This window comes from Spirilliplanes yamanashiensis (genome assembly GCF_016863475.1).
GTDB lineage: Bacteria > Actinomycetota > Actinomycetes > Mycobacteriales > Micromonosporaceae > Spirilliplanes > Spirilliplanes yamanashiensis.
Map to the genome: position 1 here is coordinate 57,832 of NZ_BOOY01000002.1, position 24,851 is coordinate 82,682.

Below are 24,851 nucleotides of genomic sequence, written 5' to 3' on the forward strand. Positions count from 1 at the left end.
TTAGATGAGCTTATGTCGCTCGACCCGGTGCAGCTGGCCACGTTCCAGGCCGTGGTGGAGCACGGCAGCTTCGAGGCGGCCGCGCGGGCGCTGCACGTCACGCCGTCGGCGGTGAGTCAGCGGGTCAAGGCGCTGGAGCAGGTCGTCGGGCAGGTGCTGGTGCGCCGGGCGAAGCCGTGCGTGCCCACCGACGCCGGGCGGCCGCTGATCCGGCTCACCGGGCAGGTGGCGCTGCTGGAGCGCGAGGCGCTGGAGCAGGCGCGCGGGTCGTTCACCCGGGTGGCGGTCGTGGTGAACGCCGACAGCCTCGCCACCTGGTTCCTGCCGGCGCTGGTGCGGCTGCCGGAGGTGACGTTCGAGCTGCACACCGACGACGAGGGGCACACGGCCGACCTGCTGCGCGACGGCACGGTGATGGCGGCGGTGACCGCGGAGCAGGCCGCCGTGCAGGGGTGCCGGGTGGAGCCGCTCGGGGTGCTGCGGTACGTGGCGGCGGCGACGCCGGAGCTGCACGCGGCGCACTTCGCGGGGCGGGCCGCGGGGGCGGCGTTCGGGGCGGCGCCGATGCTGCGGTTCAACCGCAAGGACCTGCTGCAGCACCGGTTCGCCCGGGCGGTGACCCGGCGCGACGTGGACCCGCCGACGCACTTCGTGCCGGCGTCGGCCGGGTTCATCGACGCGGTGCGGCTGGGGCTCGGGTGGGGGCTCGTGCCGGACTGGATCGCCGCGCCCGACGTGGCGGCGGGCCGCCTGGTCGACCTGGCGCCGGGCCGGCACCTGGACGTGCCGCTGTACTGGCAGTACTGGCGCCTGGAGTCGGCGGTGCTGGCGCGGCTGACGGCGGCGGTGCGGGCGGCGGCCGCCGGGGTGCTGCGCTGAGCCCGCGTGTCGGAGTCGCCGGGCGGCCGGCTGCCCGCACAATGCCCGAGTGTCAAATCAGGACAAAACGTCGCTGACGCTCTTCGTGCTGCGCAAGTCGCCGTGGCAGCGCCTGCCGTTCTGGCTGCGCATGGGCCTCGTGGCGACCGCGCTGCTCGTGCCGCTGGGCGGCGGGGCCGTCGCCGTCGTCGCCGCGCTGCCGGACCAGCCCACGCAGCGCCACGCGGCGGCGGCCGTGGCGCGGGGGACGGCCGGGTTCGCGCCGCCCGTCGCCGCGCCGCAGGCCTCGCCGCCGAGCGCCGGTCTCGGCCGGCGGCCCGAGCCCACCGCGACGGCGGCCCGGCCCACCGGCCGGCCGAAGAACCGGGCGGCCACGCCCGCCGCGCCGAGCGCCCCGGCCAGCCGGCTGCCGGAGAAGGGCAGCGCGGCCGTCCGGACCGTGACGGAGGCGATCCCGTTCCGGCGCGACACCTTCCGCGACCCGTCGCTGCCCCAGGGCACCGAGCGGATCGTGCGGTCCGGCGTGCCCGGCGTGCGCCGGGTCACCTACCGGGTCGGCGAGGACGGGGCGCGCCGGAAGGTGATCGCGTCCGAGGTGGTGCGCGAGCCGGTCAGCGAGATCGTCGCCGTCGGCTCCGGGCGCGGGCGGCCCGACTGCGCCGACGACTGCGGCGCCGGCGAGGACTAGCGGGCCGTCAGTCGTTGGCGTGCAGCGCCGAGTTCAGCTCGATGCCCGTGCCCGTGCGCGGCCGCGCCTCCAGGGCGCCGGTGACCGAGTTGCGCCAGAACAGCAGGTTGTTGACGCCCGACAGCTCGCGCGCCTTGACGACCCGGCCGTCCGGCAGGGTCAGCTTCGAGGCGGCCGTGATGTAGGTGCCCGCCTCGATGACGCAGTCGTCGCCGAGCGAGATGCCCACGCCGGCGTTCGCGCCGAGCAGGCTGCGCTCGCCGATGCTGATCTTCTCCTTGCCGCCGCCGGACAGCGTCCCCATGATCGACGAGCCGCCGCCGATGTCGGAGCCGTCGCCGACCACGACGCCCGCGACGATGCGGCCCTCGACCATCGACGTGCCGAGCGTGCCGGCGTTGAAGTTGACGAACCCCTCGTGCATGACGGTGGTGCCGGCGGCGAGGTGGGCGCCGAGGCGCACCCGGTCGGCGTCGGCGATGCGCACGCCGGCCGGCGTCACGTAGTCGGTCATCCGCGGGAACTTGTCGACCCCGTAGACGGCCAGGTGGCGGCCGGCGGCCCGCTCCGCGAACCGCAGCTCGTCGACCCGGTCCGGCGGGCACGGGCCCGCGGAGGTCCAGGCGTTGTTCGGCAGGACGCCGAAGATGCCGTCGAGGTTCTGCTCGTTCGGCCGCACCAGGCGGTGGGACAGCAGGTGCAGGCGCAGGTACGCGTCCGCGACGTCCTTGATCGGGTCGGCCAGCGAGCCGATCTCGGTGCGCACCACGACCGTCGCCAGGCCGGGCAGCGTGCGCGGGCCGAGCGCGCCCTCCGGCACGGCGGGCGCGTCCGCGGGCACGCCCCCGAGCCCCAGCGAACCGGCCGGGTACCAGGCGTCGAGCACCTGTCCCTCGGCGGTGACGGTGGCCAGGCCGATGCCCCACGCGGGCGACGTCGAGATCTCCACGCCGTGACAGTACTAAAGCCCGCCGGCCCGGTCAGTGCGCCCGGTCACCGCCGTCCACAACTGGCCCGTGCGGCTTCACCCGGGGCCGGTAGGGTGCGCCCTATGGCGAACCCGCTGACCCCGGATGTGCTGGTCGACCCGGTCGAGTTGACCCGCGCGCTGGTCGACATCGAGTCCGTGTCGCGGAACGAGAAGCGCATCGCCGACTGCGTCGAGGAGGTGCTGCGGCAGCTGCCGCACCTGTCCGTCGAGCGGTTCGGCCACACGCTCATGGCCCGCACCGAGCTGGGCCGCGCGCAGCGGGTCGTGCTCGCCGGGCACCTCGACACCGTGCCGCTGAACGACAACTTCCCGTCGACCGTCGTCGACGACCTGATCTACGGGTGCGGCACGTCCGACATGAAGTCCGGCGTGGCGCTCGCCCTGCACCTGGCCGCCACCCTGCCCGACCCCCGGTTCGACCTCACCTACTTCTTCTACGAGGCGGAGGAGATCGAGGGCAAGTACAACGGGCTCAAGCTGGTCGGCGACGCGCACCCCGAGTGGCTCGCCGCCGACTTCGCGGTGCTGCTCGAGCCCACGTACGGGGTGGTCGAGGCCGGCTGCCAGGGCACCCTGCGGGTGCTGGTGCGCACCACCGGCCGGCGGGCGCACTCGGCCCGGTCGTGGCGCGGGGTGAACGCCATCCACGCCGCGGGCGAGGCGCTGAACCGGCTCCAGGCGTACGCGCCGCGCACGGTCACCATCGACGGCTGCACGTACCGCGAGGGGCTGAACGCGGTCCGCATCGCGGGCGGCGTCGCGGGCAACGTCATCCCGGACGCCTGCGAGCTGGAGGTCAACTTCCGGTTCGCGCCGGACCGCGACGAGAAGGGCGCGCTGGAGCACGTCCTCGAGGTGTTCGAGGGTTACGAGGTGGAGCTGACCGACTCCGCCCCGGGCGCCCTGCCGGGCCTGACGGCGGCGCCGGCGCGGGAGTTCCTCGCGGCGGTCGGCGCCGAGCCGGCGGCGAAGCTGGGCTGGACCGACGTGGCCCGGTTCGCGTCCCTGGGCATCCCGGCGATGAACTACGGCCCCGGCGACCCGCTGCTGGCGCACGCGCCCGACGAGCACGTGGAGATCGGCCGGATCCGCGACGGCGCGGCGACCCTGCACCGCTGGCTGGCCCCCGAGGGCACCCAGGACTGACACCTCCGGCGCGACCGTTCGCGCAGCCGGACCGGCCGGCCGATCCACCCGATCATGCTGACCAGCGCCGGCCGGGGCGACGGCGGGATGCAGGACTACGTCGACAGCCAGTCGGGCGGCCGCCTGTGGCTCGGCCAGGGCTCGGTCTCCGGCCGGCACCCGGTGCCGTTCACGACGGCCGAGACGGCGTGACCATCAAGGTCGGCCACGTCGGCGAGACGGCGTCCGTCCGGGTGATGTCGAACACGACCGGGGTCACCCTGTGGGGGCCCAACGCCTGCAAGCAGGGCTTCGTGTGGCGCGCCGCGGGGCGCCTTCGCCGGCGACCGCACGTGCGTGCGGACGGAGCGGCGCGAGCAGGCCCTGGCCGACAACGCGGCGGCCGGCAGCCGGGTGCGGGGCCAGTAGGAGACGCGTGCGCCGGCCGTCGCGGACGGCCGGCGCGCGTGGCGGTGCGCGGTGATCAGGAGAGGGAGTCAGGCCCCGGTTCGGGTTCGGGCTCGGGGATGGACAGTGCCGGGGCGAGGGCGAGCGCCAGCCGGCGCTCCTCGACCGTCGCGCGGATCTTCCGCTGCAGACGTCGCTTGACCTTCAGCCGTTCCATACGGGTCATCACGGTGGCTCCTCTCCGAGCTGCCCGCCGACGACGGGACGCCGTGCTGCCGTGCAGGTACGTATAAGACGCTCCAGCGCTACGTACGGTTGCTCCACCCTGGCAAAAGAGTGACGACGCCGCAATCGTCTTTCGGTATCTGGCCCAATGTCCGTTCCCGTGCCCCTCTGTCCGACTACCGTTGATCGCATGACCGAAGGACGCGAACAACGCCGCGGCACGGCGCCCGAACGCCACCGTGGAGCGGTCACCCTGCGGCGGGAATCGATCCCCCCGAGTACGGCGGACGAGCGGCTGCTCGACTCCCGGCGGCGCGACGACTGGAAAACGAAGGACGCCTGGCGGGCGTTGCGGATCCTGTCGGAGTTCGTCGAGGGCTTCGACACGCTGGCGGACCTGCCCCCGGCGGTGAGCGTGTTCGGCTCCGCCCGCAGCAAACCGGACAGTCCCGAGTGCGCGCTGGCCGCCGACCTGGGCGCCGCGCTGGCCGACGCCGGCTACGCCGTGATCACCGGCGGCGGGCCCGGCGTCATGGAGGCCGCCAACCGCGGCGCCACCGAGGCCGGCGGGACCAGCGTCGGCCTGGGCATCGAGCTGCCGTTCGAGCAGGGCATCAACGACTGGGTCGACATCGGCATCGACTTCCGGTACTTCTTCGCCCGCAAGACCATGTTCGTCAAGTACGCGCAGGCGTTCGTGGTGCTGCCCGGCGGGTTCGGCACGATGGACGAGCTGTTCGAGGCGCTGACGCTGGTGCAGACCCGCAAAGTCACCCGGTTCCCGGTGGTCCTGATGGGCCGGTCGTACTGGCAGGGGCTGCTGGACTGGCTGCGGGACACGATGGAGGCCGACGGCAAGATCGGCCCGGCCGACCTGGAGCTGATCCTCGTCACGGACGACGTGGCCGAGGCGGTCCGGCACATCGTGGAGGCCGACGCGGCGCTCGCCGCCGAGCGCGACGGGCTGCAACAATCGGTCGTGCAGCGGCTGGCGAAGGAAACCGGGGAGAGTTGAGTGGCGGCGGTCCTGGTGTTCTGCGGTTCGTCCACCGCCCTCGACCCGGAGTACCTGGAGCTCGCCGCCGAGACCGGCCGTGAGCTGGCCCGGCGGGGGCACACCCTGGTCTCCGGCGGCGGACGCGTCGGCATGATGGGCGCGGTGGCCGAGGGCGCCCGGTCCGGCGGGGCGCCCACGCTGGGCGTCATCCCGCAGTCGCTGGTGGACCTCGAGGTGGCCGACACGGCCAGCGACGAGCTGCTGATCACCGAGTCGATGAACGAGCGCAAGGACCTGATGCTCGCCAAGTCCGACGCGATCATCACGCTGCCCGGCGGCCTGGGCACCCTCGACGAGCTGTTCGAGGTGTGGACCACCGCCACGCTGGGCGTGCACCGCAAGCCGATCGTCCTGCTCGACCCGGACGGCTTCTACGCGGGCCTGCTGGCCTGGCTGCGGGCGGCGACCGACGCGCGGTTCGTCCGCCCGGCCGCGCTCGACCTGGTGACGCTCGCGACGTCGGTCGGCGCCGCGTTCGACGCCATCGAGGCCCCGGCGCAGCGCCCCGGACCGGACGAGACCGCCGCCGCGAAGGAGTGAGCCCTCGCGGCGGCGGCCGGTGCGTCAGCGGTGTCAGCCGAGGCCGGAGCGCATCGCCCCGATCAGCTCACCGTTGCTGGTGTCGCCGGACAGCTCCCAGAAGAAGGCGCCGCCGAGGCCCTGGTTGCGGGCGTAGGTCATCTTGCCGCCGATCGTGGCCGGGGTGTCGTAGCCCCACCACTGCCCGCCGCAGAAGGCGTACGCCGTGCCGCCGGCCGTGCCCGTCGCCGGGCAGCGGTTCTTCAGCACCTTGTAGTCCTCGATGCCCTGCTCGTACGTGCCGGGCGCGGGGCCGCTCGCCGAGCCGCCCGGGGCGGCCTGGGTGACGCCGGTCCAGCCGCGGCCGTAGAAGCCGATGCCGAGCAGGATCTTGCTCGCCGGGACACCCTTGCTCTTGAGCTTCTGCACCGCCGCGTCGGACCAGAAGCCCTGCGTGGGGATGCCGGGGTACGAGGTCAGCGGCGAGTGCGGGGCCGTCGGGCCCTGGGGGTTGAACGCGCCGTAGTAGTCGTACGTCATCGGCATGACGAAGTCGAGTTTCTGGATGCCGGTGGCGTAGTCGGCGGCGTCGATCTTGCCGCCGTTCGACCCGTCGGCCGTGATCGCCGCGGTCACCAGGTTGCCGGAGCCGAACCGGGTGCGCAGCGCGGAGACGACCGCGTTGAACGAGTTCGGGCCGCTGGAGTCGCAGGTCAGGCCGCAGGCGTTCGGGTACTCCCAGTCGACGTCGATGCCGTCGAAGACGTCGGCCCAGCGCGGGTCCTCGACCATCTGGTAGCAGGACTCGGCGAACGCCGCCGGGTTCTGCGCGGCCTGCGTGAAGCCGCCCGACCAGGTCCAGCCGCCGATGGAGTAGATCACCTTGAGGTGCGGGTGCTTCCTCTTCAGCTTGCGCAGCTGGTTGAACGAGCCGCGCAGCGCCCCGGCGTCCCAGGTGTCGGCGACGCCGTCGACGCTGTTCGCCGCCGTGTACGCCATGTCGTAGTCGGCGTAGGCGTCACCGATGGCGCAGCGGCCGCCGGTGGTGTTGCCGAACGCGTACAGGATGTGGGTCAGCTTGCTCGCGGAGCCGGACGTGTCGATGTTCTTGACGAAGTACTGGCGGCCGTAGACGCCCCACTCGGCGAAGTAGCCGACGATCTTCTTGCCGGCGGGACCGGGCGGCGGGGTCGTCGGGCCGGTCGTGGGCGGGGTCGTCGGGGGAGTGGTCGGCGGGGTGGTCGGGGTCGACGAGCAGGCGCCGTCGTCGCGCCAGACGCCCCACTGGCCGCTGTTGCTGGGGATCTCGTTCTGCGTCCACCACTTCGCGGTGTACTGCCGGCCGTTGTAGGTGACCTGCATGCCGTTGGTGTAGACGGCGGTCGCGCTCCAGGCCGGTGCGGTGCACGCCGCCGCCTGGGCGCTGGTCGCCGGGACCAGGATGGTCAGCGTCCCGGCCATCACCAGTGCGCTGAACGTCGCCAGAAGTCGTCTTGTGATCACGTGGTCACTCCTTCCGTTGACCGCACCGTAAAGAATGTTAACTGTTGAACGGAAGCGCACGAGCGCCATCTGTGAATAGTCCTAAACGCCGATCACGCTCGGCGACGCACAACCGTGCGGAACCTTGTCGTACCTGCGTGGTGTGATAGCGGCGTGCGTGCCCCCGCCTACCGGCTCGTCCGGCGCCCCGCCGACCCGGCGCCGGCGCTCGTCGACGACCCGATCCAGCGGCACGTCGTCGCCCACACCGACGGGCCGCTGCTGGTCGTGGGTGGACCAGGCACCGGCAAGACCACCACCCTGGTCGAGGCCGTCGCCGCGCGCGTCGCCGAGGGCGCCGACCCCGAACGCATCCTCGTGCTCACGTTCGGCCGCCGCGGGGCCGGTGCGTTGCGTGACCGCATCGAGGCCCGCATCGCCGGCACGCCCGGGCGCATCGTCCACGAACCACTCGTGCGCACCTTCCACGCGTACGCGTTCGGGCTGCTGCGCCGCGCCGCCGCCGAGCACGGCGAGCCGTCGCCGCGCCTGCTCACCGGGCCCGAACAGGACCTGATCATCCGCGAGCTGCTCGAGGTCGTCGGCGACGACGAGCCCGACCCGGTCGGCTGGCCGCCCGAGCTGCGCGCCGCCCTGCCCACCCGCGCGTTCGCCCAGCAGCTGCGCGACCTCATGCAGCGCGCCGCCGAGCGCGGCGTCGGCCCCGTCGAGCTGGCCCGCATCGGCGAGCGCGTCGGCCGCGCCGACTGGCCCGCCGCCGCCCGCTTCCTGCGCGAGTACGTCGGCGTGCTGGCGCTGCGCGAGTCCACCAGCCGCGGCTCCACCGCCTACGACCCCGCCGAGCTGGTCCGGGCCGCGTCCGGCCTGCTGCGCGACGACCCCGACCTGCTCGCCGCCGAACGCCGCCGGCTGTCCTGCGTGTACGTCGACGAGCTCGCCGAGACCGACCCGGCGCAGATCGAGCTGCTGCACCTCGTCGCCGGCGGCGGCACGCCGCTCGTGGCGTTCGCCGACCCCGACGCGTCGGTCTACGCGTTCCGCGGCGCCGACCCCGGCATCGTCGGCACGTTCGCGCACCAGTTCCGCACGGCGTCCGGCGCCGTCGCCGAGACCGTCACCCTGCACACCGGCTACCGGGCCGGCTCCGGCCTGCTCGCCGCCACCGCCCGCGTCGCCCGGCGGCTGCGCGGCCCCGCCGGGCACCGGGAGCTGCGGCCCGCCCCCGGCCTGCCCGAGGGCGACGTGCGGGTGCACACGTTCCGCACTGCCACCAGCGAGACCGCCTGGATCGCCCACGTGCTGCGCGAGGCGCACCTGCTGCACGGCGTCCCCTGGTCGCGCATGGCCATCCTGCTCCGCTCCACCGCCCTGCAGCTGCCGCCGCTGCAACGCGCCCTCGGCACCGCCGGCGTCCCCACCGTCACCCTCGCCGAGGACCTGCCGCTGCACCTGCAGCCCGCCGTCGCGCCGCTGCTGCTCCTGCTGCGCTGCGCCCTCGACCCCGACCGGCTCGACGAGGAGGCGGCGGTCGCGCTGCTGCACTCGCCCCTCGGCGGCGCCGACCCGCTCGCCGAGCGGCGGCTGCGCCAGGGCCTGCGCGCCCTCGCCCACGCCGCCGGCGACCGCCGCCCGTCCGCCGAGCTGCTCCTCGACGCCCTGCGCGACCCCGGCGACCTGCTCGCCATCGACCGCCGCTGGGCCGCCCCCGCTCAGGCCGTCGCCCGCCTGCTCGCCACCGCCCGCGAGGCCGCCGCCGCCCCCGGCGCCAACGCCGAACAGGTGCTGTGGGCCGTCTGGCGCGCCAGCGGCCTCGCCGACCGCTGGTTCGGCGCCAGCGCCCGCGGCGCCCAGGCCCCCGTCGGCGAGGAGGCCGGCCACGCCCGCCAGTGGCGCGCCGAGGCCGCCGACCGCGACCTCGACGCCGTGCTCGTCCTGTTCGACGCCGCCGCCCGCTTCGTCGACAGGCTGCCCGGCGCCCGCACCGAGACCTTCCTGGAGCACGTCCTCGGCCAGGAGCTGCCCGCCGACACCATCGCCCCGCACGCCGACCGCGGCGAGGCCGTCCGGCTGCTCACCGCCCACGCCGCCAAGGGCCACGAGTGGGACGTCGTCGTGCTCGCCGGCGTCCAGGAGGGCATCTGGCCCGACCTGCGGCTGCGCGGCAGCCTGCTCGGCTCCGAACGCCTCGTCGACGTCCTCGCCGGCCGCGACCCGGGCGGGCCCGCGGCGCTGGCCGGGCAGACGTCGGCGCTGCTCGTCGAGGAGCGCCGCCTGTTCCACCTGGCCGCGAGCCGGGCCCGGCACCGCCTGGTGGCCACGGCGGTCGCGTCGGCGGGCGTCGGCGGCGCCGACGGCGAGGAACAACCGAGCCGCTTCCTGTACGAGCTGGCCGGCGACGACCCCCTTCCCCCCGACGACCTCGCACCGCCGCCGGACGACGACGGCGGCCCGGACGACGGCGGCCCGGACGGCAACCCGGACGGTGGCGGCCCGGACGGCGGCCCGGACGGTGTACGCGGGCCGGGGGACGGGCGCGGGCCGGAGGACGGCGGCGAGGTCGGCGCCGATGCCGTGCGCGGGATCGAGGGCGGGCGTGGTCTTCGTGAGGAGGGTGACGCCGCGGTCCGGGAGGCCCTCGCCGTCGACGGGTCACCGCTCGACGCCGGGCCGACGGTGCCGGGACGCGCCGTGCCGGAGCCGGTCGTGCCCGCGCCGCGGAGTCCCGACCAGCCCGTCGAGCTGCCCGTCGGGGCGCTGCCGCGGGCGTTGACGCTGCCCGCGCTGGTGGCGGAGCTGCGTACCGTCGTGGTGGCGGAGGACGCCGAACCCGCCCGGCGGCGCGCCGCGGCGGCCGAGCTGGCGCGGCTGGCCGCGGCCGGGGTGCCCGGTGCGCACCCGGACGAGTGGTGGGGGCTGCGCGGGCTGTCCGACGACCGGCCGCTCGCGCTGGCGGGCGAGCCGGTGCGGGTCACGCCGTCGGCGATGGAGAGTGCGCTGCGGTGCAGCCTGCGCTGGCTGCTGGAGCGGCACGGCGGCGCGGCGCCCGCCGGCCCGGCGCAGGGCATCGGCAACCTGGTGCACGCGGCGGCGATGCTGGCCGAGGACGCCAGCGCCGACCGGCAGCAGCTCATCGACTACGTGGCGGGGCGGTTCGACGCGATCGAGCTGGCGGCGCGCTGGCTGGCGGGCACCGAGCAGGCGCGCGCCGAGGGCATGGTGGACAAGCTGCTGCGGTGGCTGGCGGCTAACCCGCGGCGGCTGCTGGCGATCGAGCACGAGTTCGCGGTGCGGCTGGGCGACGAGCAGCGGCCGATCGAGCTGACCGGCCGGGTCGACCGGCTGGAGGTGGACGAGCGCGGGCGGCTGGTCGTCATCGACCTGAAGACCGGCAAGTCCACGGTGGTGGCGGCCGAGGTGGAGGAGCACGCGCAGCTCGCCGGCTACCAGGCGGCGGTCGAGGCGGGCGCGTTCGCGGAGCTGGGCGGCACCGAGGAGAGCGGCGGGGCGGCCCTGGTGCAGCTCGGCACCGGCAAGGAGGCCAAGGAGCAGCTCCAGCTGCCGCTGGCCGACGCCGCGGACGCCGGCTGGGCGCAGGCGATGGTGCGGCGCACCGCCGACACGATGGCGGCGGCGACGTTCTCGGCCGTGGCCAACAGCCGGTGTAGGGTCTGCCCGGTCCGGACCGCCTGCCCCATCTCGGGCAAGGGCCGCCAGGTAGTGGAGCCGTGACCCAGCAGAGCCTGTTCGCCACCAACGCCCCCGCGCCGCGCCGCCGCCCCGACTCCGGGCCCCGCTACACCCCGGTCGAGCTGGCCAGGCTGCTGCGCCTGCACGCGCCCACGCACGAGCAGGCGCAGATCGTGGCGGCGCCGGTCGAGCCGCTGCTGGTGGTCGCCGGGGCCGGGTCGGGCAAGACCGAGACGATGGCCGCGCGGGTGGTGTGGCTGGTCGCCAACGGCTACGCCCGCCCCGACGAGATCCTCGGCCTCACGTTCACCCGCAAGGCGGCCGGGGAGCTGGCGCACCGGGTGCGCACCCGGCTCGGGCAGCTGGTGCGGCGGCTGGGCCGCGACGACGCGTTCGCCGGGGAGCCGACGATCGCCACGTACCACTCGTTCGCGGCGCGGATCGTCACCGAGCACGGGCTGCGGGCCGGGTTCGAGCCGTCGGCGCGGCTGCTCACCGAGGCGGCGCGCTGGCAGATCGTCGACTCGCTCGTGCGGTCGTACACCGGCGACATGAGCGGGCTGAACCGGGCGCCGTCCACGGTGACCGACGACGTGCTGGCGCTATCCGCCGAGCTGAGCGAGCACCTGGTGACCCCGGACGAGCTGGCGTCGTGGACCGGCCGGTTCTTCGCCGACGTGCAGGAGCGGCCGGGCAAGGCGTACGCGGACGTGAAGCAGGTGCTGGCCCGCCAGCAGGGCCGGCTGGCGCTGCTGCCGCTGGTGCGCGCGTACGCCGAGCGCAAGCTGACCCTGGAGGCGATGGACTTCGGCGACCAGCTGGCCCGGGCTGCCGTGGTGGCCCGCGACCACCCGGAGGTCGGGGCGATCGAGCGGGCCCGGTTCCGGGTGGTGCTGCTCGACGAGTACCAGGACACCAGCCACGCGCAGGTGGTGCTGCTGCGGGCGCTGTTCGGCGACGGGCACCCGGTGACGGCGGTCGGCGACCCGTGCCAGTCCATCTACGGCTGGCGCGGCGCGAGCGCGGGCACGCTGGACCGGTTCCCGGCGGAGTTCACCGCGGCCGGCGGCCGGGAGGCGTGGACGCTGACGCTGACGCGCAGCTGGCGCAACCGGCCGGAGATCCTGGGCGTCGCGAACGCCATGTCGGCGCCGCTGCGCGCGGCGGGCGCCACGGTCGCCGAGCTGGTGCCGGCGACGTCGGTGGCGGAGCCGGTGGGCGGGGCGACGGTGCGGTGCGCGCTGCTGCCCACGTACGCCGACGAGGCGGAGTGGATCGCGGACCGCATGCTGACGGCGTGGCGGCTGGCGGCGGGCCTGCCGGAGGCGGCGCCGACGGAGATCCCGGTGGAGCGGCGGCCGACCAGCGCGGTGCTGGTGCGGCTGCGCAGCCAGATCCCGGCGATCGAGGAGGCGCTGCGCGCCCGCGGCGTCCCCGTCGAGGTGGTGGGCCTGGGCGGCCTGCTCGACACGCCCGAGGTGCGCGACGTGGTGTGCACGCTGCGGGTGCTGGCCGACCCGACGGACGGCGCGTCGCTGCTGCGGCTGCTGACCGGCGCCCGGTGGCGCATCGGCCCGCGCGACCTGGTGGCGCTGCACCGCCGGTCGCGGGCGATCGCGGCGGCCCGGTCCACGGAGGAGCCGGAGGCCGTCGGCGACACCCTGGACGACGCCACGCTCGTGGAGGCGCTGGCCGACCTGGGCCCGGCGCAGCTGTTCAGCGCGGAGGGCTACGCCCGGCTCCAGGCGTACGGGGTGGAGCTGGGGCACCTGCGCCGCCGCCTCGACCAGTCCCTGCCGGACCTGATCGCCGACATCGAGCGCACGATCGGCCTGGACGTCGAGGTGGCCGTGCGCGCCGCGGCCGGCGGCGACGCCGGGCTGGCCCGCGGCCACCTGGACGCGCTCGGCGACGTGGCGGCCCGGTACGCGGCCGACACCGACGGCGGCACCCTGGCGGGCTTCCTGGCGTTCCTCACCGCGGCCGAGGAGGAGGAGCGCGGGCTCGCCCCCGGCCAGGTGGACGTGGTGGAGGGCGCGGTGCAGCTGCTCACCGCGCACGCCGCGAAGGGCCTGGAGTGGGACGTCGTCGCGGTGGCCGGGCTGACGAAGGACGTGTGGCCGGGGCCGTCCCGGGCGTCCGACCACTACCTGGGCGGGCTGGGCGTGCTGCCGTTCCCGCTGCGCGGCGACGCGGCCGGGCTGCCCGCGTTCGACCTGTCGGCGGCGGAGGACCAGAAGGACGTGGCGGGGGCGCTGGCGGCGTTCGGCCGGGCGTGGCGGGAGCACGACGAGCGGGAGGAGCGCCGGCTCGCGTACGTGGCGGTGACCCGGCCGCGGCGGCTGCTGCTGTGCTCGGGCTTCTGGTGGGGCGACGGCGTGAAGCGGGCCCGCGGCCCGTCGGTGTTCCTCGACGAGATCCACGAGCGGTGCCGGCTCGGCGACGGCACGGTCGACGTGTGGACGCCGGAGCCGGCGGGCGACGCCGACAACCCGGGCGCGGCGGTCGTGGCGACGGCGGAGTGGCCCGGCGACCCCCTGGGCGCCCGCCGCCCGGCCGTCGCGGCCGCCGCCGACCTGGTGCGCCGGTTCCTGCGCGAGCCGCCGGACGACGCCGCGTCGGAGTGGACCCGCGAGGTGGACCTGCTGCTGGCCGAACGCGACGTGCGGGCGCACCGGGACGGCCCGGTCGAGGTGACGCTGCCCGGGCACCTGTCGGTGTCGCAGCTGGTGGTGCTGCGCCGCGACCCGGAGGCGCTGGCCCGCGCCCTGCGCCGGCCGATGCCGAGCGCGCCGAACCCGTACGCGCGCCGCGGCACCGCCTTCCATGCCTGGCTGGAGCAGCGGTTCGGCGCGGTGCGGCTGCTCGATGTGGACGAGCTGCCCGGCGCGGCGGACGCGGACGCGGCCGGCGACGACGAGCTGACCGAGCTGCAGGAGCGCTGGCTGGCCAGCGAGTGGGCGGGCCGCACCCCGGTCGAGGTGGAGGTCCCGTTCGCGACGGCGGCGGGCGGCGTGGTGCTGCGCGGCCGGATGGACGCCGTGTTCGCCGAGCCGGGCGGCCGCTACGACGTGATCGACTGGAAGACCGGCCGCCCGCCCGCGCCGGCGGAGGCGGCCGCCGCGGCGGTGCAGCTGGCGGCGTACCGGCTGGCCTGGTCGGCGCTGGCGGGGGTGCCGGTGGAGCACGTCCGGGCGGGCTTCCACTACGTGCGCGAGGGCGTGACGGTGCGCCCGGCGGACCTGCTGGACGCCGACGGCCTCGCCGCGCTGATCGGGGCGGTGCCGGAGGTGCCGCGCACCTAGGCCGGGGCGCCGCCCTTGGCGGCCGCGATGACCCGGGTCAGGGCGGCGTGCAGGGTGCGCAGCTCCTCGACGGGCATGCCGAGCCGCTCGACGACGGCGGGCGGGATCTTCTCCGCGTCGGCGCGCAGCCGGCGTCCCGCGTCGGTGAGGGTGACGGCGAGGCTGCGCTCGTCGGCGGGGTCCCGCTCCCGGCGCAGGTAGCCGATGGCCTCCAGCCGCTTGAGCAGCGGCGACAGGGTGCCGGGGTCGAGCTGGAGCAGCCGGCTGAGGTGGCGCACGGACAGCGGGGCGTGCTGCCACAGGGCGAGCATCACCAGGTACTGCGGGTGGGTGAGGCCCATCGGCTCGAGCAGCGGCCGGTAGACGGCGACGACGCCGCGCGCGGCGACCGACAGCGCGAAGCAGACCTGCTCCTCCAGGGCGAGCGGGTCGGCGGCGGTGGTCGCGTCCGGCACGCTGCCAGCGTACCCACCGCCGGGCCGCCCGCCGGGCGGGTCAGTCGCCCGCCGCGCGCAGCAGGTCGAGTAGCGCCAGCCCGTAGGCCTGCTCGGCGGCCGGGGCCTCGAAAGACCGGTCGGTGCCGAGCAGCGTCGTGGACACCCGGAAGCCGTCGTCCGTCCGGGTCAGACCGCGGAACGTGCGGCCGAGCAGCTCACGCAGCTGGTCCTCGCGGGGCAGCCACACCGCCTCGTCCTGCTCCACGTCGTCCATGGCCCACTCGGTGGTGCCGTTGAAGCCGATCACCGGGCCCTCCGGCAGCGTGTGGACCTCGATCGTCATGTCGCTCAGGACGAACACCGAGGAGTCCATGTCGCGGTCCGGGATGACGAACCGATCCCCGGCCGCGGGCTTCCAGACGAGCCCGGCTTCCTGGAGTTCACGGGCAAGTTGCAGTGCGATCACCGGCGGTCGTCCCCATCCGTGGTAGGTTCGCCTTGTTGCAGTGTGGTTCCCAAGTACTCGCGAGCGCCTGTGGGGATTGTGCCCCAGGCGCTCTTTGTCGTAACCGGAGATACCTTCTCCGGCGGGAGATCAGTACGGCGACACGAACCCGCAACGTGTGGGTTCAGTAAGGCTTCTCGGCGATACTCGCCGAGAAGGATCTACCGTCTGAGGAGACGAGCATGGTTACCGGCGTCGTTAAGTGGTTCAACGCTGAAAAGGGCTTTGGGTTCATCACCCCGGACGACGGCGGCGCCGACGTCTTCGCCCACTTCTCGGCCATCCAGTCTTCCGGCTACCGCAGCCTGGACGAGAACCAGCGGGTCGAGTTCGAGGTGACCCAGGGCCAGAAGGGCCCGCAGGCCGCCAACATCCGCCCGCTCTGATCTCAGAGCTGCGCATCTGAAACACCCGGCGCCGGCCCCCGCACCGCGGGGGCCGGCGTTTTTCACACCTTCTTCACAGCGAGGTGCAACCGACCCGACGTCCCACGCGTCTGACAGGTGACTGAGTTCTTCGCCGCGGCGGCGCACGCTGGGCGGCAATCGGGGACGTGGGGGTGGTGACGTGGGAGTCGCGAGAGGCGCACGGCGCGAATGGGCGCTCGTCGTGCTGGTGGCCGTGGCCGGCATCGCGCTGGCGTCGCTGGTGGCCTTCGCGCCCTGGTACGAGCCGGCGCACCTCACCACCGAGGCCGGCCAGGCCGAGCAGGCGACGAACGTCACGAAACTCCTCACCGCGCTGTTCAGCTGACGCCGGTCGGGTGGCCGGGCACCGCCCGCACCCGCCGTGGTGTTCACTGGATCCATGTCCGCGAGCCCGCAGCCCCCGACCCGGCAGCGCCCGGGCGGCCCGTGGGCGGCCGGCGCGGTCACCGTGCTGGGGCCGCCGCCGCCCCCGCTCGCGCCGCCACCCCCGCCGCCCCCGGCGCCCGGCGGCGGCGACCCACGGCGGCAGCTCATGATCTTCGGCGGGATCGCGGCCGCCATCCTGGTGGTGGGCCTGCTGGTCACCGCCGGCCTGGTGTTCTCCGGCGACACGAACCCGCTGCGCGCCCGCGCCGAGCCCGCCACCGACGTGCGGCCGCCGTTGGCCCAGGCCTGCCCGGCGCCCACCGTCATCCCGGAGAACGGCAACGGCGCGCCGCTGCAGCCGCCGCCGGCCGCGAAGCCGGGCGCGCGCACCACCGACGCCGAGGCGGGCATCTCGTACGCCGCGTACGACGCGCCCTGGCAGCCGTGGACCACGGTGTGGCGGGCGGGCACGCTGGAGGTGCCGTACACCCGGGGGCAGCACTTCGTCACCGAGCAGTACTCGGGCGGGTCGTACCACGCCTCGATCCTGTCGGCGGCGGTGCCGGCGGCGGACAACGACGCCGTCAGCCTCGACCTGCAGTGCGTCGGCCGGCAGGTGGCGGCGGACGTGCGCGCCGAGTACTACCCGCAGCCGAACACGATGGACCCGCTGCGCGACGAGCTGACGGACCTGGGCGGGCGCCCGGCGTGGGTGACGTCGTTCCGGCTGCACTTCTCGTCGCCGGGCCTGCGGGCGACGAACGAGCTGGCGGCGGTGGCGGTCATCGACGTGGGCAAGCCGACCGCGGCGGTGCTGTACGTGTCCGTCCCGGGCACCCACCAGCAGTTCGACTGGGTCGTCGAGGACGTGCTGGAGTCGGTCCGCCCGCTCTAGACGACCAGCGCCAGGCGGGTGGCGGCGCCCGCCACCAGCAGCGCCAGGCCGCCGCGCAGCAGCCGGTCCGGCAGCCGGGGCGCCAGCCGCGCGGCGAACGCCGCGCCGAGCAGCCCGCCCGCGCCGAGGGCCAGGCCGAGCGGCCAGTGCGGCGTCTGCACCCGGGTCAGGCCTGCGAGATCCATGACGGTGTACGCCGCCAGCCCGGTCACCGACACGGCGAGGGTGGTGGCCAGCGCCGCGCCGGCGACCCGGTGCACCGGCCGGCCGGTGAGCAGCAGCGCCGCCGGGGCGGCCAGCACGGCGCCGCCGAGGCCGAAGAAGCCGCCCAGCACCCCGCTGAGCAGCCCGGCCACGGTGAGCCACGGGCCGGGCCGGGCGACCCGGGCCTGCCCGGCGGCGGGCCGCGGCAGCAGCAGGCTGAGCGCGACCGCGACCAGCAGCCCGGCCACCAGCACCCGGAACGCGCGGGTGTCGCCGGCGACGGCCACGTTGAGCACGGCCCCGGCGACAGCGCCCGGCACGGCCGCCGCGGTCAGGGTGACCGCCAGCGCCCGGTCGAGATGCCGGGTGCGGGCGATCCCGGCGGGCGTGGAGACGATGTTGAACAGCAGGTTCGTGGCGCTCGCGACGGTGCCGCCCAGCCCGTACACCGTGAGCAGGGCGGGCAGCAGGAGCAGGCCGCCGGAGACGCCGGCGGGGGTGCCGACCGCCGCCGCGGCCGCGCCGAGCGCGGCCGCGGCGAGCAGGTCGAGGGGGCTCATCAGGGCTGCTTGAGGCCCCAGCGGCGGCGCAGGTTGTTGTCCGCCGCGTTGAACAGCACGTCGATGAGGATGCCGATGAGCAGCACCACGATGATCCAGGCGATGAGCAGGGCCGCCTCGTTCAGCTCGCGGGCGCTCTGCAGGCGCACGCCGATCGACAGCGCGCCCGGCACGATGACGAGCAGCTCGCCCGCCATCAGGCTGCGCCACGAGAACGCCCAGCCCTGCTTGAGGCCGGACACGAACGACGGCAGCGACGCGGGCAGGATCAGGTGCCGGTACCGGGCGATGCCGCGCATGCCGAGCACCTGGCCGACCCGCAGCCACGTGCGGGGCACGTAGTCGATGCCGCTGATCAGCCCGTTGGCTACCGACGGCGCGGCGCCGATGATGACCACGAACATGATGGCGCTCTCGCTGAGCTGGAACAGCAGGATGGCCAGCGGGAACCAGATGATCGACGGCATGGTCTGCAGGCCGGTGATGAGCGAGCCGATCGCGGCGCGCAGCGGGGCGAAGGTCGCCACCGCCGCGCCCACCACCGTGCCGATGACGACGGCGAGCAGGAAGCCGATGACGGCGCGGGTCATGGTGAGCCGGACGGCGTCCCAGAACTCGCCGGTGGTGACGATCGCGCCCAGCTCGTCGAAGACCTCGGCCGGGCCGGGCAGCACGTACGCCGGCTTGAGCTCGGCCAGCACGACGGCCTGCCAGGCCGCGATCACGATGGCGACGGCGAGCAGCTTGGGCCACGCGGAGCGCCAGAACCGGGCGGCGAGCCGTTCGCGGTCGGTGGCGCCGCCCAGTTCGAGCGCGTCGAGCCCGGTGACCCGGTCGGCGGCGGCGTTGCGTTCGGCGGCGGCGGGTGCGGCGGGTGCGGCGGGTGCGTCAGTGGGCATGGCGGGAGACCTCCGCGCGGAGCCGGTCGGTGATGGTGGCGGCCAGCTCGGCGACCTCGGCGGAGTCGATGCGCCGGGGCCGCGGGTGGCCGACCTCGAAGTCGGAGATGACGCGGCCGGGGCGGCTGCTGAGCAGGACCACCCGGTCGCCGAGGCGGACGGCCTCGCGGACGTTGTGCGTGACGAACAGGACGGTGAGGTTCTGCTCGCGCCAGATGCGCTCCAGCTCGTCGTGCAGGATGTCGCGGGTCATCGCGTCGAGGGCGCCGAACGGCTCGTCCATGAGCAGCACGTCGGCGTCCTGGGCGAGGGACCGGGCGAGGGCGACGCGCTGGCGCATGCCGCCCGACAGCTCGTGCGGCCGCTTGTCGGCGAAGCCGGTGAGCCGCACCACGTCGAGCAGCTCGGCGGCCCGCCGGCGCCGCTCGGCCCGGCCGACGCCGCGCAGGCGCAGGGCCAGCTCGACGTTGCCGGAGACGGTCAGCCACGGGAACAGCGCCGCCTCCTGGAACATCAGCGAGACCCGGCGCCCGTCGATGTCGAGGGTGCCGCCGGAGATCTCGTCGAGCCCGGCGACCAGCGACAGCAGGGTGCTCTTGCCGCACCCGGAGGCGCCGAGCAGGCAGACGAATTCGCCCTTGTGCACGGCCAGCGAGACCTGGTCGAGGGCGAGCAGGGCGTCCGCCCCGCGGCCGTATCGCTTGGACACGGCCGCGAGGCTGACAACGGGCGCCGTCACGCCGCACCCTCGGCGCTGACCTCCGGCTTGCCCGCCGCCTTGAGCAGCGAGTTCAGCGGGCCCAGCTCGTAGATGCCCTTGAGGTCGACGGGCTTGAGCAGGCCGACCTCCTCGGCGTGCTTGGCGCTGGCGAACAGCGAGGACGACACCGGGTCGACGGTGAAGGTGAGGTTGGCGAAGGACGCGGCGAGGATGTCGTCCTTCAGCGGCTTGCCGGTGAGCGCGGCGATCTGCTCATTGGCGGCCTTCTGGCCGGCGGCCTTGTCGGTGGTGACCAGGTCGACCGCGGCGATGTGGCCCTGCAGCAGCTTGGTGACGGTGGCCGGGTGCTTCTTGAGGAAGTCCTGGCTGACGATCAGGTGGGTGGTGACGAACTGGCCGTTCGGCCACAGGGTCTTCTCGTCGAGCAGCACCTTGCCGCCGGACTCGCTGACCAGCCGGCTGACGTGCGGCTCCGGCACCCACGCGCCGTCGATGGCGCCCTGGGCGAAGGCCTGCAGCGCGGTGGCGTTCTCCTGCGGCAGGATCGACACGTCGCCGCCGCCCTGCTGGTCGGCGTTGAGGCCCTGCTCCTTCAGGTAATGCCGCAGCGCCACGTCCTGGGTGTTGCCGAGCTGCGGGGTGGCGATCTTCTTGCCCTTGAGGTCGGCGACCGAGGTGATGCCCGGCTTGACGACCAGCGCCGCGCCGCCGGACGTCGTCCCGGCGATGATCTTCAGGGCGGCGCCCTTCGACTGCGCCCAGCCGTTGATGGCGGGGTTCGGGCCGATGTAGGTGGCGTCGATGGCGCCGGAGAACAGCGCCTCGATCGCGGCCGGGCCGGCGTTGAAGGTCTTCGTCTCCAGCTTGGTGCCGGCGCCGAGCGCGTCCGCGAAGAGGTTGTTCTTCACCCCCACCAGCGCGGGCGCGTGGGTGATGTTGGGGAAGTACCCGAGGCGCAGCGTGGCGGCCTCGCTGGTGGCGCCGCCCTCGGCCTCGTCGTTGCCGCAGGCGCTCAGGCCGGTGGTGACCAGGACGGCCGTGGCGGCCAGGGCCGCCGCGCGCAGGAATCGGGGGGTCATGCGGTCTCCTCGATGGATGCTGGGTGATGGGCGAGTTCGGCGAGCGTGGTGTTGTCCACGACGCCCTCGATGGCGTGTTCGACGGCGAGCCACACGTCCCGCAGGCCGGTGGCCACCCCGTGGTAGGTGGCGTTGCCGGTGGGCAGCCCGCGCACGGTGGTGAGCGCGCCGCCGACCGCCCGGACGACGTCGCCGACGGTGATGTCGGCGGCGGGCCGCGCGAGGGCGTAGCCCCCGTCGACGCCCCGGTGGCTGTGCAGCAGGCCGGCCCGGCGCAGGTCGAGCAGGATGCCCTGCAGGAAGCTGAGCGGGATGTCCTGCGCGCCGGCCAGCCCCGCCGCCTTCACCAGGTGCGGGTGATCGGCGGCGACGGCGAGCATGGCGCGCACGGCGTAGTCGGTGCGGGCGGAGACGTACACGAGAATCATTCCCTGCTTTGTCTACCTGTTTGATGGGAACAGTGGACCGCGTAGGCGCATCCCGTCAAGTCCGATCCAACAGATGGGAATTGACTCTTTCGGCCACTGAGCGCGAGAGTCCCGGCGCGGCGCGCTAGATTCGCACCGTGGTGCGACCGACGAAGATCCCCGCGACCAAGTACCCGGTGGAACGGCTCACCCTCGGCAACGGGCTGCGGGTGGTCCTCTCACCCGACCGCAGCGCCAGCGTCGTGGGCGTCGCCGTCGTGTACGACGTCGGCATCCGTTCCGAGCCCGAGGGGCGCACCGGCTTCGCGCACCTCTTCGAGCACCTGATGTTCCAGGGCTCCGAGAACCTCGAGAAGCTGGCCCACTTCCGGCACGTCCAGGGCGCCGGCGGCACCTTCAACGGCTCCACCCACCTCGACTACACCGACTACTTCGAGGCGCTGCCCGGCAACGCCCTCGAACGGGCGCTGTTCCTCGAGGCCGACCGCATGCGCGGCCCCCGGCTCACCGACGAGAACCTGCGCAACCAGGTCGACGTCGTCAAGGAGGAGATCCGGGTCAACGTGCTGAACCGGCCCTACGGCGGGTTCCCGTGGCTCAAGCTGCCGCCCGTCATGTTCGACACGTTCCCCAACGCCCACGACGGCTACGGCTCCTTCGTGGACCTGGATAGCGCCACCGTCGACGAGGCCGCCGAGTTCTTCCAGCGCTACTACGCCAGCGGCAACGCCGTCCTCGCCGTCGCCGGCGACCTCGACGTGGCCGAGGCCCAGGCGCTCGTCGAGCGGCACTTCGGCGACGTGCCCGAGCGGCCCGCCCCGCAGCGCCCGTCGTTCGCCGAGCCCGACCTGACCGCCGAGCGGCGCGCCCAGTACACCGACCCGCTCGCCCCGCTGCCCGCCGTCGCCGCCGCGTGGCGGGTGCCCGACCCGGGCGCCGACCTCACCGCCTACCTGCCGTACGTGGTGCTGGCCGAGGTGCTCACCGACGGCGACGCGTCCCGGCTCGTCGAGCGGCTCATCCTGCGCGACCGCAGCGCCACCAGCGTCGGCGGCTACATCGGCGCCATGGGCGAGCCGTGGGAGGTGCGCGACCCCACCGTGCTGATCCTGCAGGCGTTCCTGCCGCCCGGCGGCAGCGTCGACAAGGTGCTGCGCACCGTCGACGAGGAGCTCGACCGCATCGCCACCGGCGGCCTGGCGCCCGGTGAGCTCGCCCGCACCCAGGCCCGGATGGCCACCCACCTGCTGCGCGAGAGCGACCCGGTGATCAGCCGGGCGCTGCGGATGGCCGTCCTCGAACAGCAGCGCGGCAGACCCGAGCTGCTCAACGAGCTGCCCCGGCTGGTCGCCTCCGTCACCGCCGAGCAGGTCGTCGCCGCCGCCGCCACGCTGCGCCCCGAGCGCCGCGCCAGCCTCGAGGTCATCCCGGGAGTGCAGGCATGAGAGAGCTGCCGGCCCTCGGGCCGAACCGCAAGCTGAAGCTGCCCAAGCAGGCCGAGCAGACGCTCGACAACGGGCTCACCGTCATCGCGATCCGGCGCTCCGCGGTGCCGCTGGTCGAGCTGCGCCTGCGGGTGCCGTTCGGGCGCGCGCCGCTGGCCCGGGCGATGCTGCTGTCGCAGACCCTGTTCTCCGGCACCAGCACCATGTCCACCACCGACATCGCGGCCGGGCTGCAGACCGTCGGCGGCGCGCTCGACGCCGGGCACGACCCCGACCGCCTGCTCATCAGCGGCAACGCCCTGGTCACCGGCCTCGACCGGATGCTGGAGATCCTGGCCGGCGTCCTCACCGACGCGACGTACCCGACGGACGAGGTCGCCACCGAGCGCGAGGTGCTCGTCGACCACCTCCAGGTCGCCCAGCAGCAGCCCGCCCACCTCGTGCGGGTGGCGCTGCTCAAGCGCATGTACGGCCGGCACCCGTACGCCGTCCAGACGCCCGAGCCCGGCCAGGTCAAGGGCGTGCGCCCCGGCCAGCTGCGGGCCCTGCACGCCGACCGGGTCCGCCCCGACGGCGCCACCCTCGTCATCGTCGGCGACCTGCCGCCCGAGCGGGCCATCGAGGCCGCCGCCAAGGCGCTCGACGGCTGGACCGGCCTGGCCCGCGACGCCGTCGTGCCGCCCGTGCCGCCGCTGGAGACCGGACCGCTGGTGCTCGTCGACCGGCCCGGCTCGGTGCAGTCGTCGCTGCGCATCGCGCTGCCCGGCCTGCCCCGCCAGCACCCCGACCACGCCGCGCTGCAGCTGGCCAACCTCGTCTTCGGCGGCTACTTCTCGTCGCGCTGGACCGAGAACATCCGCGAGGACAAGGGCTACACGTACGGGCCGCACTCCGGCATCGAGCACTCCGTCGCGGGGTCCGCGCTGATCGCGTCCGCCGAGGTCGCCACCGAGGTGACCGGCCCGGCGCTGCTGGAGACCCGGTACGAGCTGGGCCGCCTCGCCAGCCTGCCGGTCGAGGCCGAGGAGCTGGAGCAGGCCCGCCGGTACGCCCTCGGCTCGCTGCAGCTCGGCATCTCCACCCAGGCGGGCCTCGCCACCCACGCCGCCGAGTACGCCGGTTACGGGCTGCGCCTGGACTACCTGGCCGAGCACGCCGCCAAGCTGGCCGCGGCGACCCGCGAGGACGTGTTCACGGCGGCGCAGCAGTACCTGGCCCCCGCGCGGGCGGTCACGGTCGTGCTGGGCGACGCGGCGGCCGTTGAGGGCCAGCTCGCGGCGCTCACCGAGGTGCAGCGGGCGTGAGACCGGCCCCTCCGCTGGCGCGGACCACCCTCGACCGGGCGGCCCACCGCCGGCGCGACCCGGCCTGGCTCGCCGAGGCGTGGACGGCCGCCCGGGTGCTGGTCGTCGACGCGCGCGGGCGGGCCCTCGCGCGCGGGCCGCGGCTCGTGCTGGTGCCGGCCGCGGACGCGCCGGCCGTGCCCGAGGCGGAGCGGATGTTCCTCGGCGTCGAGCCCGACGGCACGCCGTACTTCACCGTCGCCGCCGACCTGCCCGCCGTCGACGGTGCCGAGGCGGTCAACCTGCGCGACGTCGGCCACCTGCTCGACGACCGCGACGCCGGTCTGTTCACGGCCGCCGCGGCGCTGATCAACTGGCACGCCGTCCACGGCTTCTCGCCGCGCACCGGCCACCCGACGCACCCCGTCGACGGCGGCTGGGCCCGCAGCGACGCCGACGGCCGCCTCATGTGGCCGCGCACCGACCCGGCCATGATCGTGCTGGTCCACGACGGGGCGCCCGGCCCGGACGGGCGCTGCCTGCTCGGCCACAACGTGGCCTGGCCGGCCGTCGAGGGCGAACGCCGGTTCTCCTGCCTCGCCGGCTACGTCGAGCCCGGCGAGTCCGCCGAGGCCGCCGTCGTGCGGGAGGTCGCCGAGGAGGTCGGGGCCGCCGTCAGCGCCATCCGGTACGAGGGCAGCCAGGCGTGGCCGTTCCCCGGCTCGCTCATGCTGGGCTTCTCCGCGGTGGCCGACCCGGACCTGCCGGTGCGGGTCGACCCCGAGGAGATCGACGAGGCGCGCTGGCTCACCCGCACCCAGATCGCCGCCATGGTCGACGGCGGCTGGACCGACCCGGACACCGGGCTGGCGCTGATGCTGCCCATGCGCGCCTCGATCGCGTTCTTCCTGATCGAGACGTGGCTGACCGCTACGCCGTGAGCGTGGCCAGCTTCTCCTTGACCTGGATGATCGACGGGTTCGTCAGCGCCGTGCCGTCGTCGAAGCGCATCGTCGGCACCGTCTGGTTGCCGCCGTTGACGCTCATCACGAACTCGGCCGCCGCCGGGTCCTGCTCGATGTCGACCACCTCGTACGCGATGCCCTCCCGGTCGAGCTGGGACTTCAGGCGGTAGCAGTAGCCGCACCAGGGCGTCGAGTACATGGTCAGCATCGGTCGGAGTCTCCTCGGTCAGGCGGATGTCCACAGGCTGT

General features: G+C 74.8%; 25 protein-coding genes. 14 read left to right on the forward strand and 11 right to left on the reverse strand.

The features are described 5' to 3' along the window. Positions 1–12: 12 nt before the first annotated feature. Entirely contained in the window at positions 13–879 is an 867-nt protein-coding gene (locus Sya03_RS01660; protein ID WP_203936319.1) for a LysR family transcriptional regulator ArgP, read from the forward strand. Positions 880–928: 49 nt separating this feature from the next. Continuing rightward, on the forward strand, positions 929–1,567 hold the full coding sequence (locus Sya03_RS01665) for a G5 domain-containing protein (protein WP_203936320.1): 639 nt from the start codon (positions 929–931) through the stop codon (positions 1,565–1,567). Between the two features lie 7 nt (positions 1,568–1,574). Here the strand turns inward: Sya03_RS01665 and dapD are convergent, their stop codons facing one another. Beyond that, positions 1,575–2,510 (reverse strand): 2,3,4,5-tetrahydropyridine-2,6-dicarboxylate N-succinyltransferase, encoded by a 936-nt coding sequence (dapD, locus tag Sya03_RS01670; RefSeq protein ID WP_203936405.1) that lies wholly within the window; start codon positions 2,508–2,510, stop codon positions 1,575–1,577. Positions 2,511–2,618: 108 nt separating this feature from the next. Between dapD and dapE the strand changes: the two genes are divergently transcribed. Beyond that, positions 2,619–3,704 carry a succinyl-diaminopimelate desuccinylase gene (gene dapE, locus Sya03_RS01675; RefSeq protein WP_203936321.1) on the forward strand — a complete coding sequence of 362 codons (1,086 nt, stop codon included), beginning with the start codon at positions 2,619–2,621 and terminating at the stop codon, positions 3,702–3,704. A 54-nt stretch (positions 3,705–3,758) separates the two neighbouring features. After that, positions 3,759–3,896 (forward strand): hypothetical protein, encoded by a 138-nt coding sequence (locus Sya03_RS01680; RefSeq protein ID WP_203936322.1) that lies wholly within the window; start codon positions 3,759–3,761, stop codon positions 3,894–3,896. Between the two features lie 271 nt (positions 3,897–4,167). On the opposite strand, the gene Sya03_RS01685 is transcribed toward Sya03_RS01680, so the two are convergent. After that, positions 4,168–4,317: a hypothetical protein gene (locus Sya03_RS01685; RefSeq protein WP_203936323.1), complete on the reverse strand. Its 150-nt coding sequence runs from the start codon at positions 4,315–4,317 to the stop codon at positions 4,168–4,170. A 189-nt stretch (positions 4,318–4,506) separates the two neighbouring features. Between Sya03_RS01685 and Sya03_RS01690 the strand changes: the two genes are divergently transcribed. Both Sya03_RS01690 and Sya03_RS01695 read left to right on the forward strand, forming a co-directional pair. Beyond that, positions 4,507–5,331 carry an LOG family protein gene (locus Sya03_RS01690; protein WP_203936324.1) on the forward strand — a complete coding sequence of 275 codons (825 nt, stop codon included), beginning with the start codon at positions 4,507–4,509 and terminating at the stop codon, positions 5,329–5,331. Next, positions 5,332–5,913 carry an LOG family protein gene (locus Sya03_RS01695; RefSeq protein WP_203936325.1) on the forward strand — a complete coding sequence of 194 codons (582 nt, stop codon included), beginning with the start codon at positions 5,332–5,334 and terminating at the stop codon, positions 5,911–5,913. It abuts the gene before it with no gap. A 33-nt stretch (positions 5,914–5,946) separates the two neighbouring features. Here the strand turns inward: Sya03_RS01695 and Sya03_RS01700 are convergent, their stop codons facing one another. Further along, a complete protein-coding gene (locus Sya03_RS01700; protein WP_203936406.1) occupies positions 5,947–7,353 on the reverse strand; it encodes a glycosyl hydrolase family 18 protein in 1,407 nt (468 codons plus the stop codon). A 195-nt stretch (positions 7,354–7,548) separates the two neighbouring features. Between Sya03_RS01700 and Sya03_RS01705 the strand changes: the two genes are divergently transcribed. Both Sya03_RS01705 and Sya03_RS01710 read left to right on the forward strand, forming a co-directional pair. After that, entirely contained in the window at positions 7,549–11,124 is a 3,576-nt protein-coding gene (locus tag Sya03_RS01705) for an ATP-dependent helicase (RefSeq protein ID WP_203936326.1), read from the forward strand. Beyond that, a complete protein-coding gene (locus tag Sya03_RS01710; protein WP_203936327.1) occupies positions 11,121–14,387 on the forward strand; it encodes an ATP-dependent helicase in 3,267 nt (1,088 codons plus the stop codon). Before Sya03_RS01705 ends, Sya03_RS01710 begins: the two co-directional genes overlap by 4 nt. On the opposite strand, the gene Sya03_RS01715 is transcribed toward Sya03_RS01710, so the two are convergent. Next, entirely contained in the window at positions 14,384–14,842 is a 459-nt protein-coding gene (locus Sya03_RS01715) for a MarR family winged helix-turn-helix transcriptional regulator (RefSeq protein WP_203936328.1), read from the reverse strand. The two genes, Sya03_RS01710 and Sya03_RS01715, sit on opposite strands and share 4 nt — an antisense overlap. Before the next feature lie 40 nt (positions 14,843–14,882). After that, the gene (locus tag Sya03_RS01720; protein ID WP_203936329.1) at positions 14,883–15,290 is read right to left on the reverse strand and encodes a pilus assembly protein CpaE; all 408 of its coding nucleotides are present in this window, start codon (positions 15,288–15,290) and stop codon (positions 14,883–14,885) included. 221 nt (positions 15,291–15,511) lie between these two features. On the opposite strand from Sya03_RS01720, the gene cspE reads away from it, so the two are divergent. The 3 genes from cspE to Sya03_RS01735 all read left to right on the forward strand — a co-directional run bounded on the left by cspE (position 15,512) and on the right by Sya03_RS01735 (position 17,018). Next, a complete protein-coding gene (cspE, locus tag Sya03_RS01725) occupies positions 15,512–15,715 on the forward strand; it encodes a transcription antiterminator/RNA stability regulator CspE (protein ID WP_203936330.1) in 204 nt (67 codons plus the stop codon). Between the two features lie 181 nt (positions 15,716–15,896). Beyond that, positions 15,897–16,082 carry a hypothetical protein gene (locus tag Sya03_RS01730; RefSeq protein ID WP_203936331.1) on the forward strand — a complete coding sequence of 62 codons (186 nt, stop codon included), beginning with the start codon at positions 15,897–15,899 and terminating at the stop codon, positions 16,080–16,082. A 54-nt stretch (positions 16,083–16,136) separates the two neighbouring features. Then, a complete protein-coding gene (locus Sya03_RS01735) occupies positions 16,137–17,018 on the forward strand; it encodes a hypothetical protein (protein WP_203936332.1) in 882 nt (293 codons plus the stop codon). Here Sya03_RS01735 and Sya03_RS01740 read toward each other — a convergent pair. The 5 genes from Sya03_RS01740 to Sya03_RS01760 are packed head-to-tail and all read right to left on the reverse strand — an operon-like array spanning position 17,015 to position 20,900. Further along, a complete protein-coding gene (locus Sya03_RS01740; RefSeq protein WP_203936333.1) occupies positions 17,015–17,782 on the reverse strand; it encodes a TSUP family transporter in 768 nt (255 codons plus the stop codon). The two genes, Sya03_RS01735 and Sya03_RS01740, sit on opposite strands and share 4 nt — an antisense overlap. Continuing rightward, positions 17,782–18,681, reverse strand: coding sequence for an ABC transporter permease (locus Sya03_RS01745; RefSeq protein WP_203936334.1), 900 nt, complete (start codon positions 18,679–18,681; stop codon positions 17,782–17,784). The genes Sya03_RS01740 and Sya03_RS01745 overlap by 1 nt, the downstream gene beginning before the upstream one ends. Next, entirely contained in the window at positions 18,671–19,390 is a 720-nt protein-coding gene (locus Sya03_RS01750) for an ABC transporter ATP-binding protein (protein ID WP_239107052.1), read from the reverse strand. The genes Sya03_RS01745 and Sya03_RS01750 overlap by 11 nt, the downstream gene beginning before the upstream one ends. 26 nt (positions 19,391–19,416) lie before the next feature. After that, the gene (locus tag Sya03_RS01755) at positions 19,417–20,481 is read right to left on the reverse strand and encodes an ABC transporter substrate-binding protein (protein ID WP_203936336.1); all 1,065 of its coding nucleotides are present in this window, start codon (positions 20,479–20,481) and stop codon (positions 19,417–19,419) included. Further along, positions 20,478–20,900 (reverse strand): RrF2 family transcriptional regulator, encoded by a 423-nt coding sequence (locus Sya03_RS01760; RefSeq protein ID WP_203936407.1) that lies wholly within the window; start codon positions 20,898–20,900, stop codon positions 20,478–20,480. The genes Sya03_RS01755 and Sya03_RS01760 overlap by 4 nt, the downstream gene beginning before the upstream one ends. Positions 20,901–21,046: 146 nt before the next feature. On the opposite strand from Sya03_RS01760, the gene Sya03_RS01765 reads away from it, so the two are divergent. The 3 genes from Sya03_RS01765 to nudC are packed head-to-tail and all read left to right on the forward strand — an operon-like array spanning position 21,047 to position 24,578. Further along, positions 21,047–22,354 carry a M16 family metallopeptidase gene (locus Sya03_RS01765; protein ID WP_203936337.1) on the forward strand — a complete coding sequence of 436 codons (1,308 nt, stop codon included), beginning with the start codon at positions 21,047–21,049 and terminating at the stop codon, positions 22,352–22,354. Next, positions 22,351–23,658, forward strand: coding sequence for a M16 family metallopeptidase (locus tag Sya03_RS01770; protein WP_203936338.1), 1,308 nt, complete (start codon positions 22,351–22,353; stop codon positions 23,656–23,658). Before Sya03_RS01765 ends, Sya03_RS01770 begins: the two co-directional genes overlap by 4 nt. Continuing rightward, the gene (gene nudC / locus Sya03_RS01775) at positions 23,655–24,578 is read left to right on the forward strand and encodes an NAD(+) diphosphatase (protein WP_203936339.1); all 924 of its coding nucleotides are present in this window, start codon (positions 23,655–23,657) and stop codon (positions 24,576–24,578) included. The genes Sya03_RS01770 and nudC overlap by 4 nt, the downstream gene beginning before the upstream one ends. Here nudC and Sya03_RS01780 read toward each other — a convergent pair. Beyond that, complete coding sequence (locus tag Sya03_RS01780) at positions 24,568–24,810, reverse strand: mycoredoxin (protein WP_203936340.1); 243 nt, start codon at positions 24,808–24,810, stop codon at positions 24,568–24,570. The two genes, nudC and Sya03_RS01780, sit on opposite strands and share 11 nt — an antisense overlap. Between the last annotated feature and the right edge of the window lie 41 nt (positions 24,811–24,851).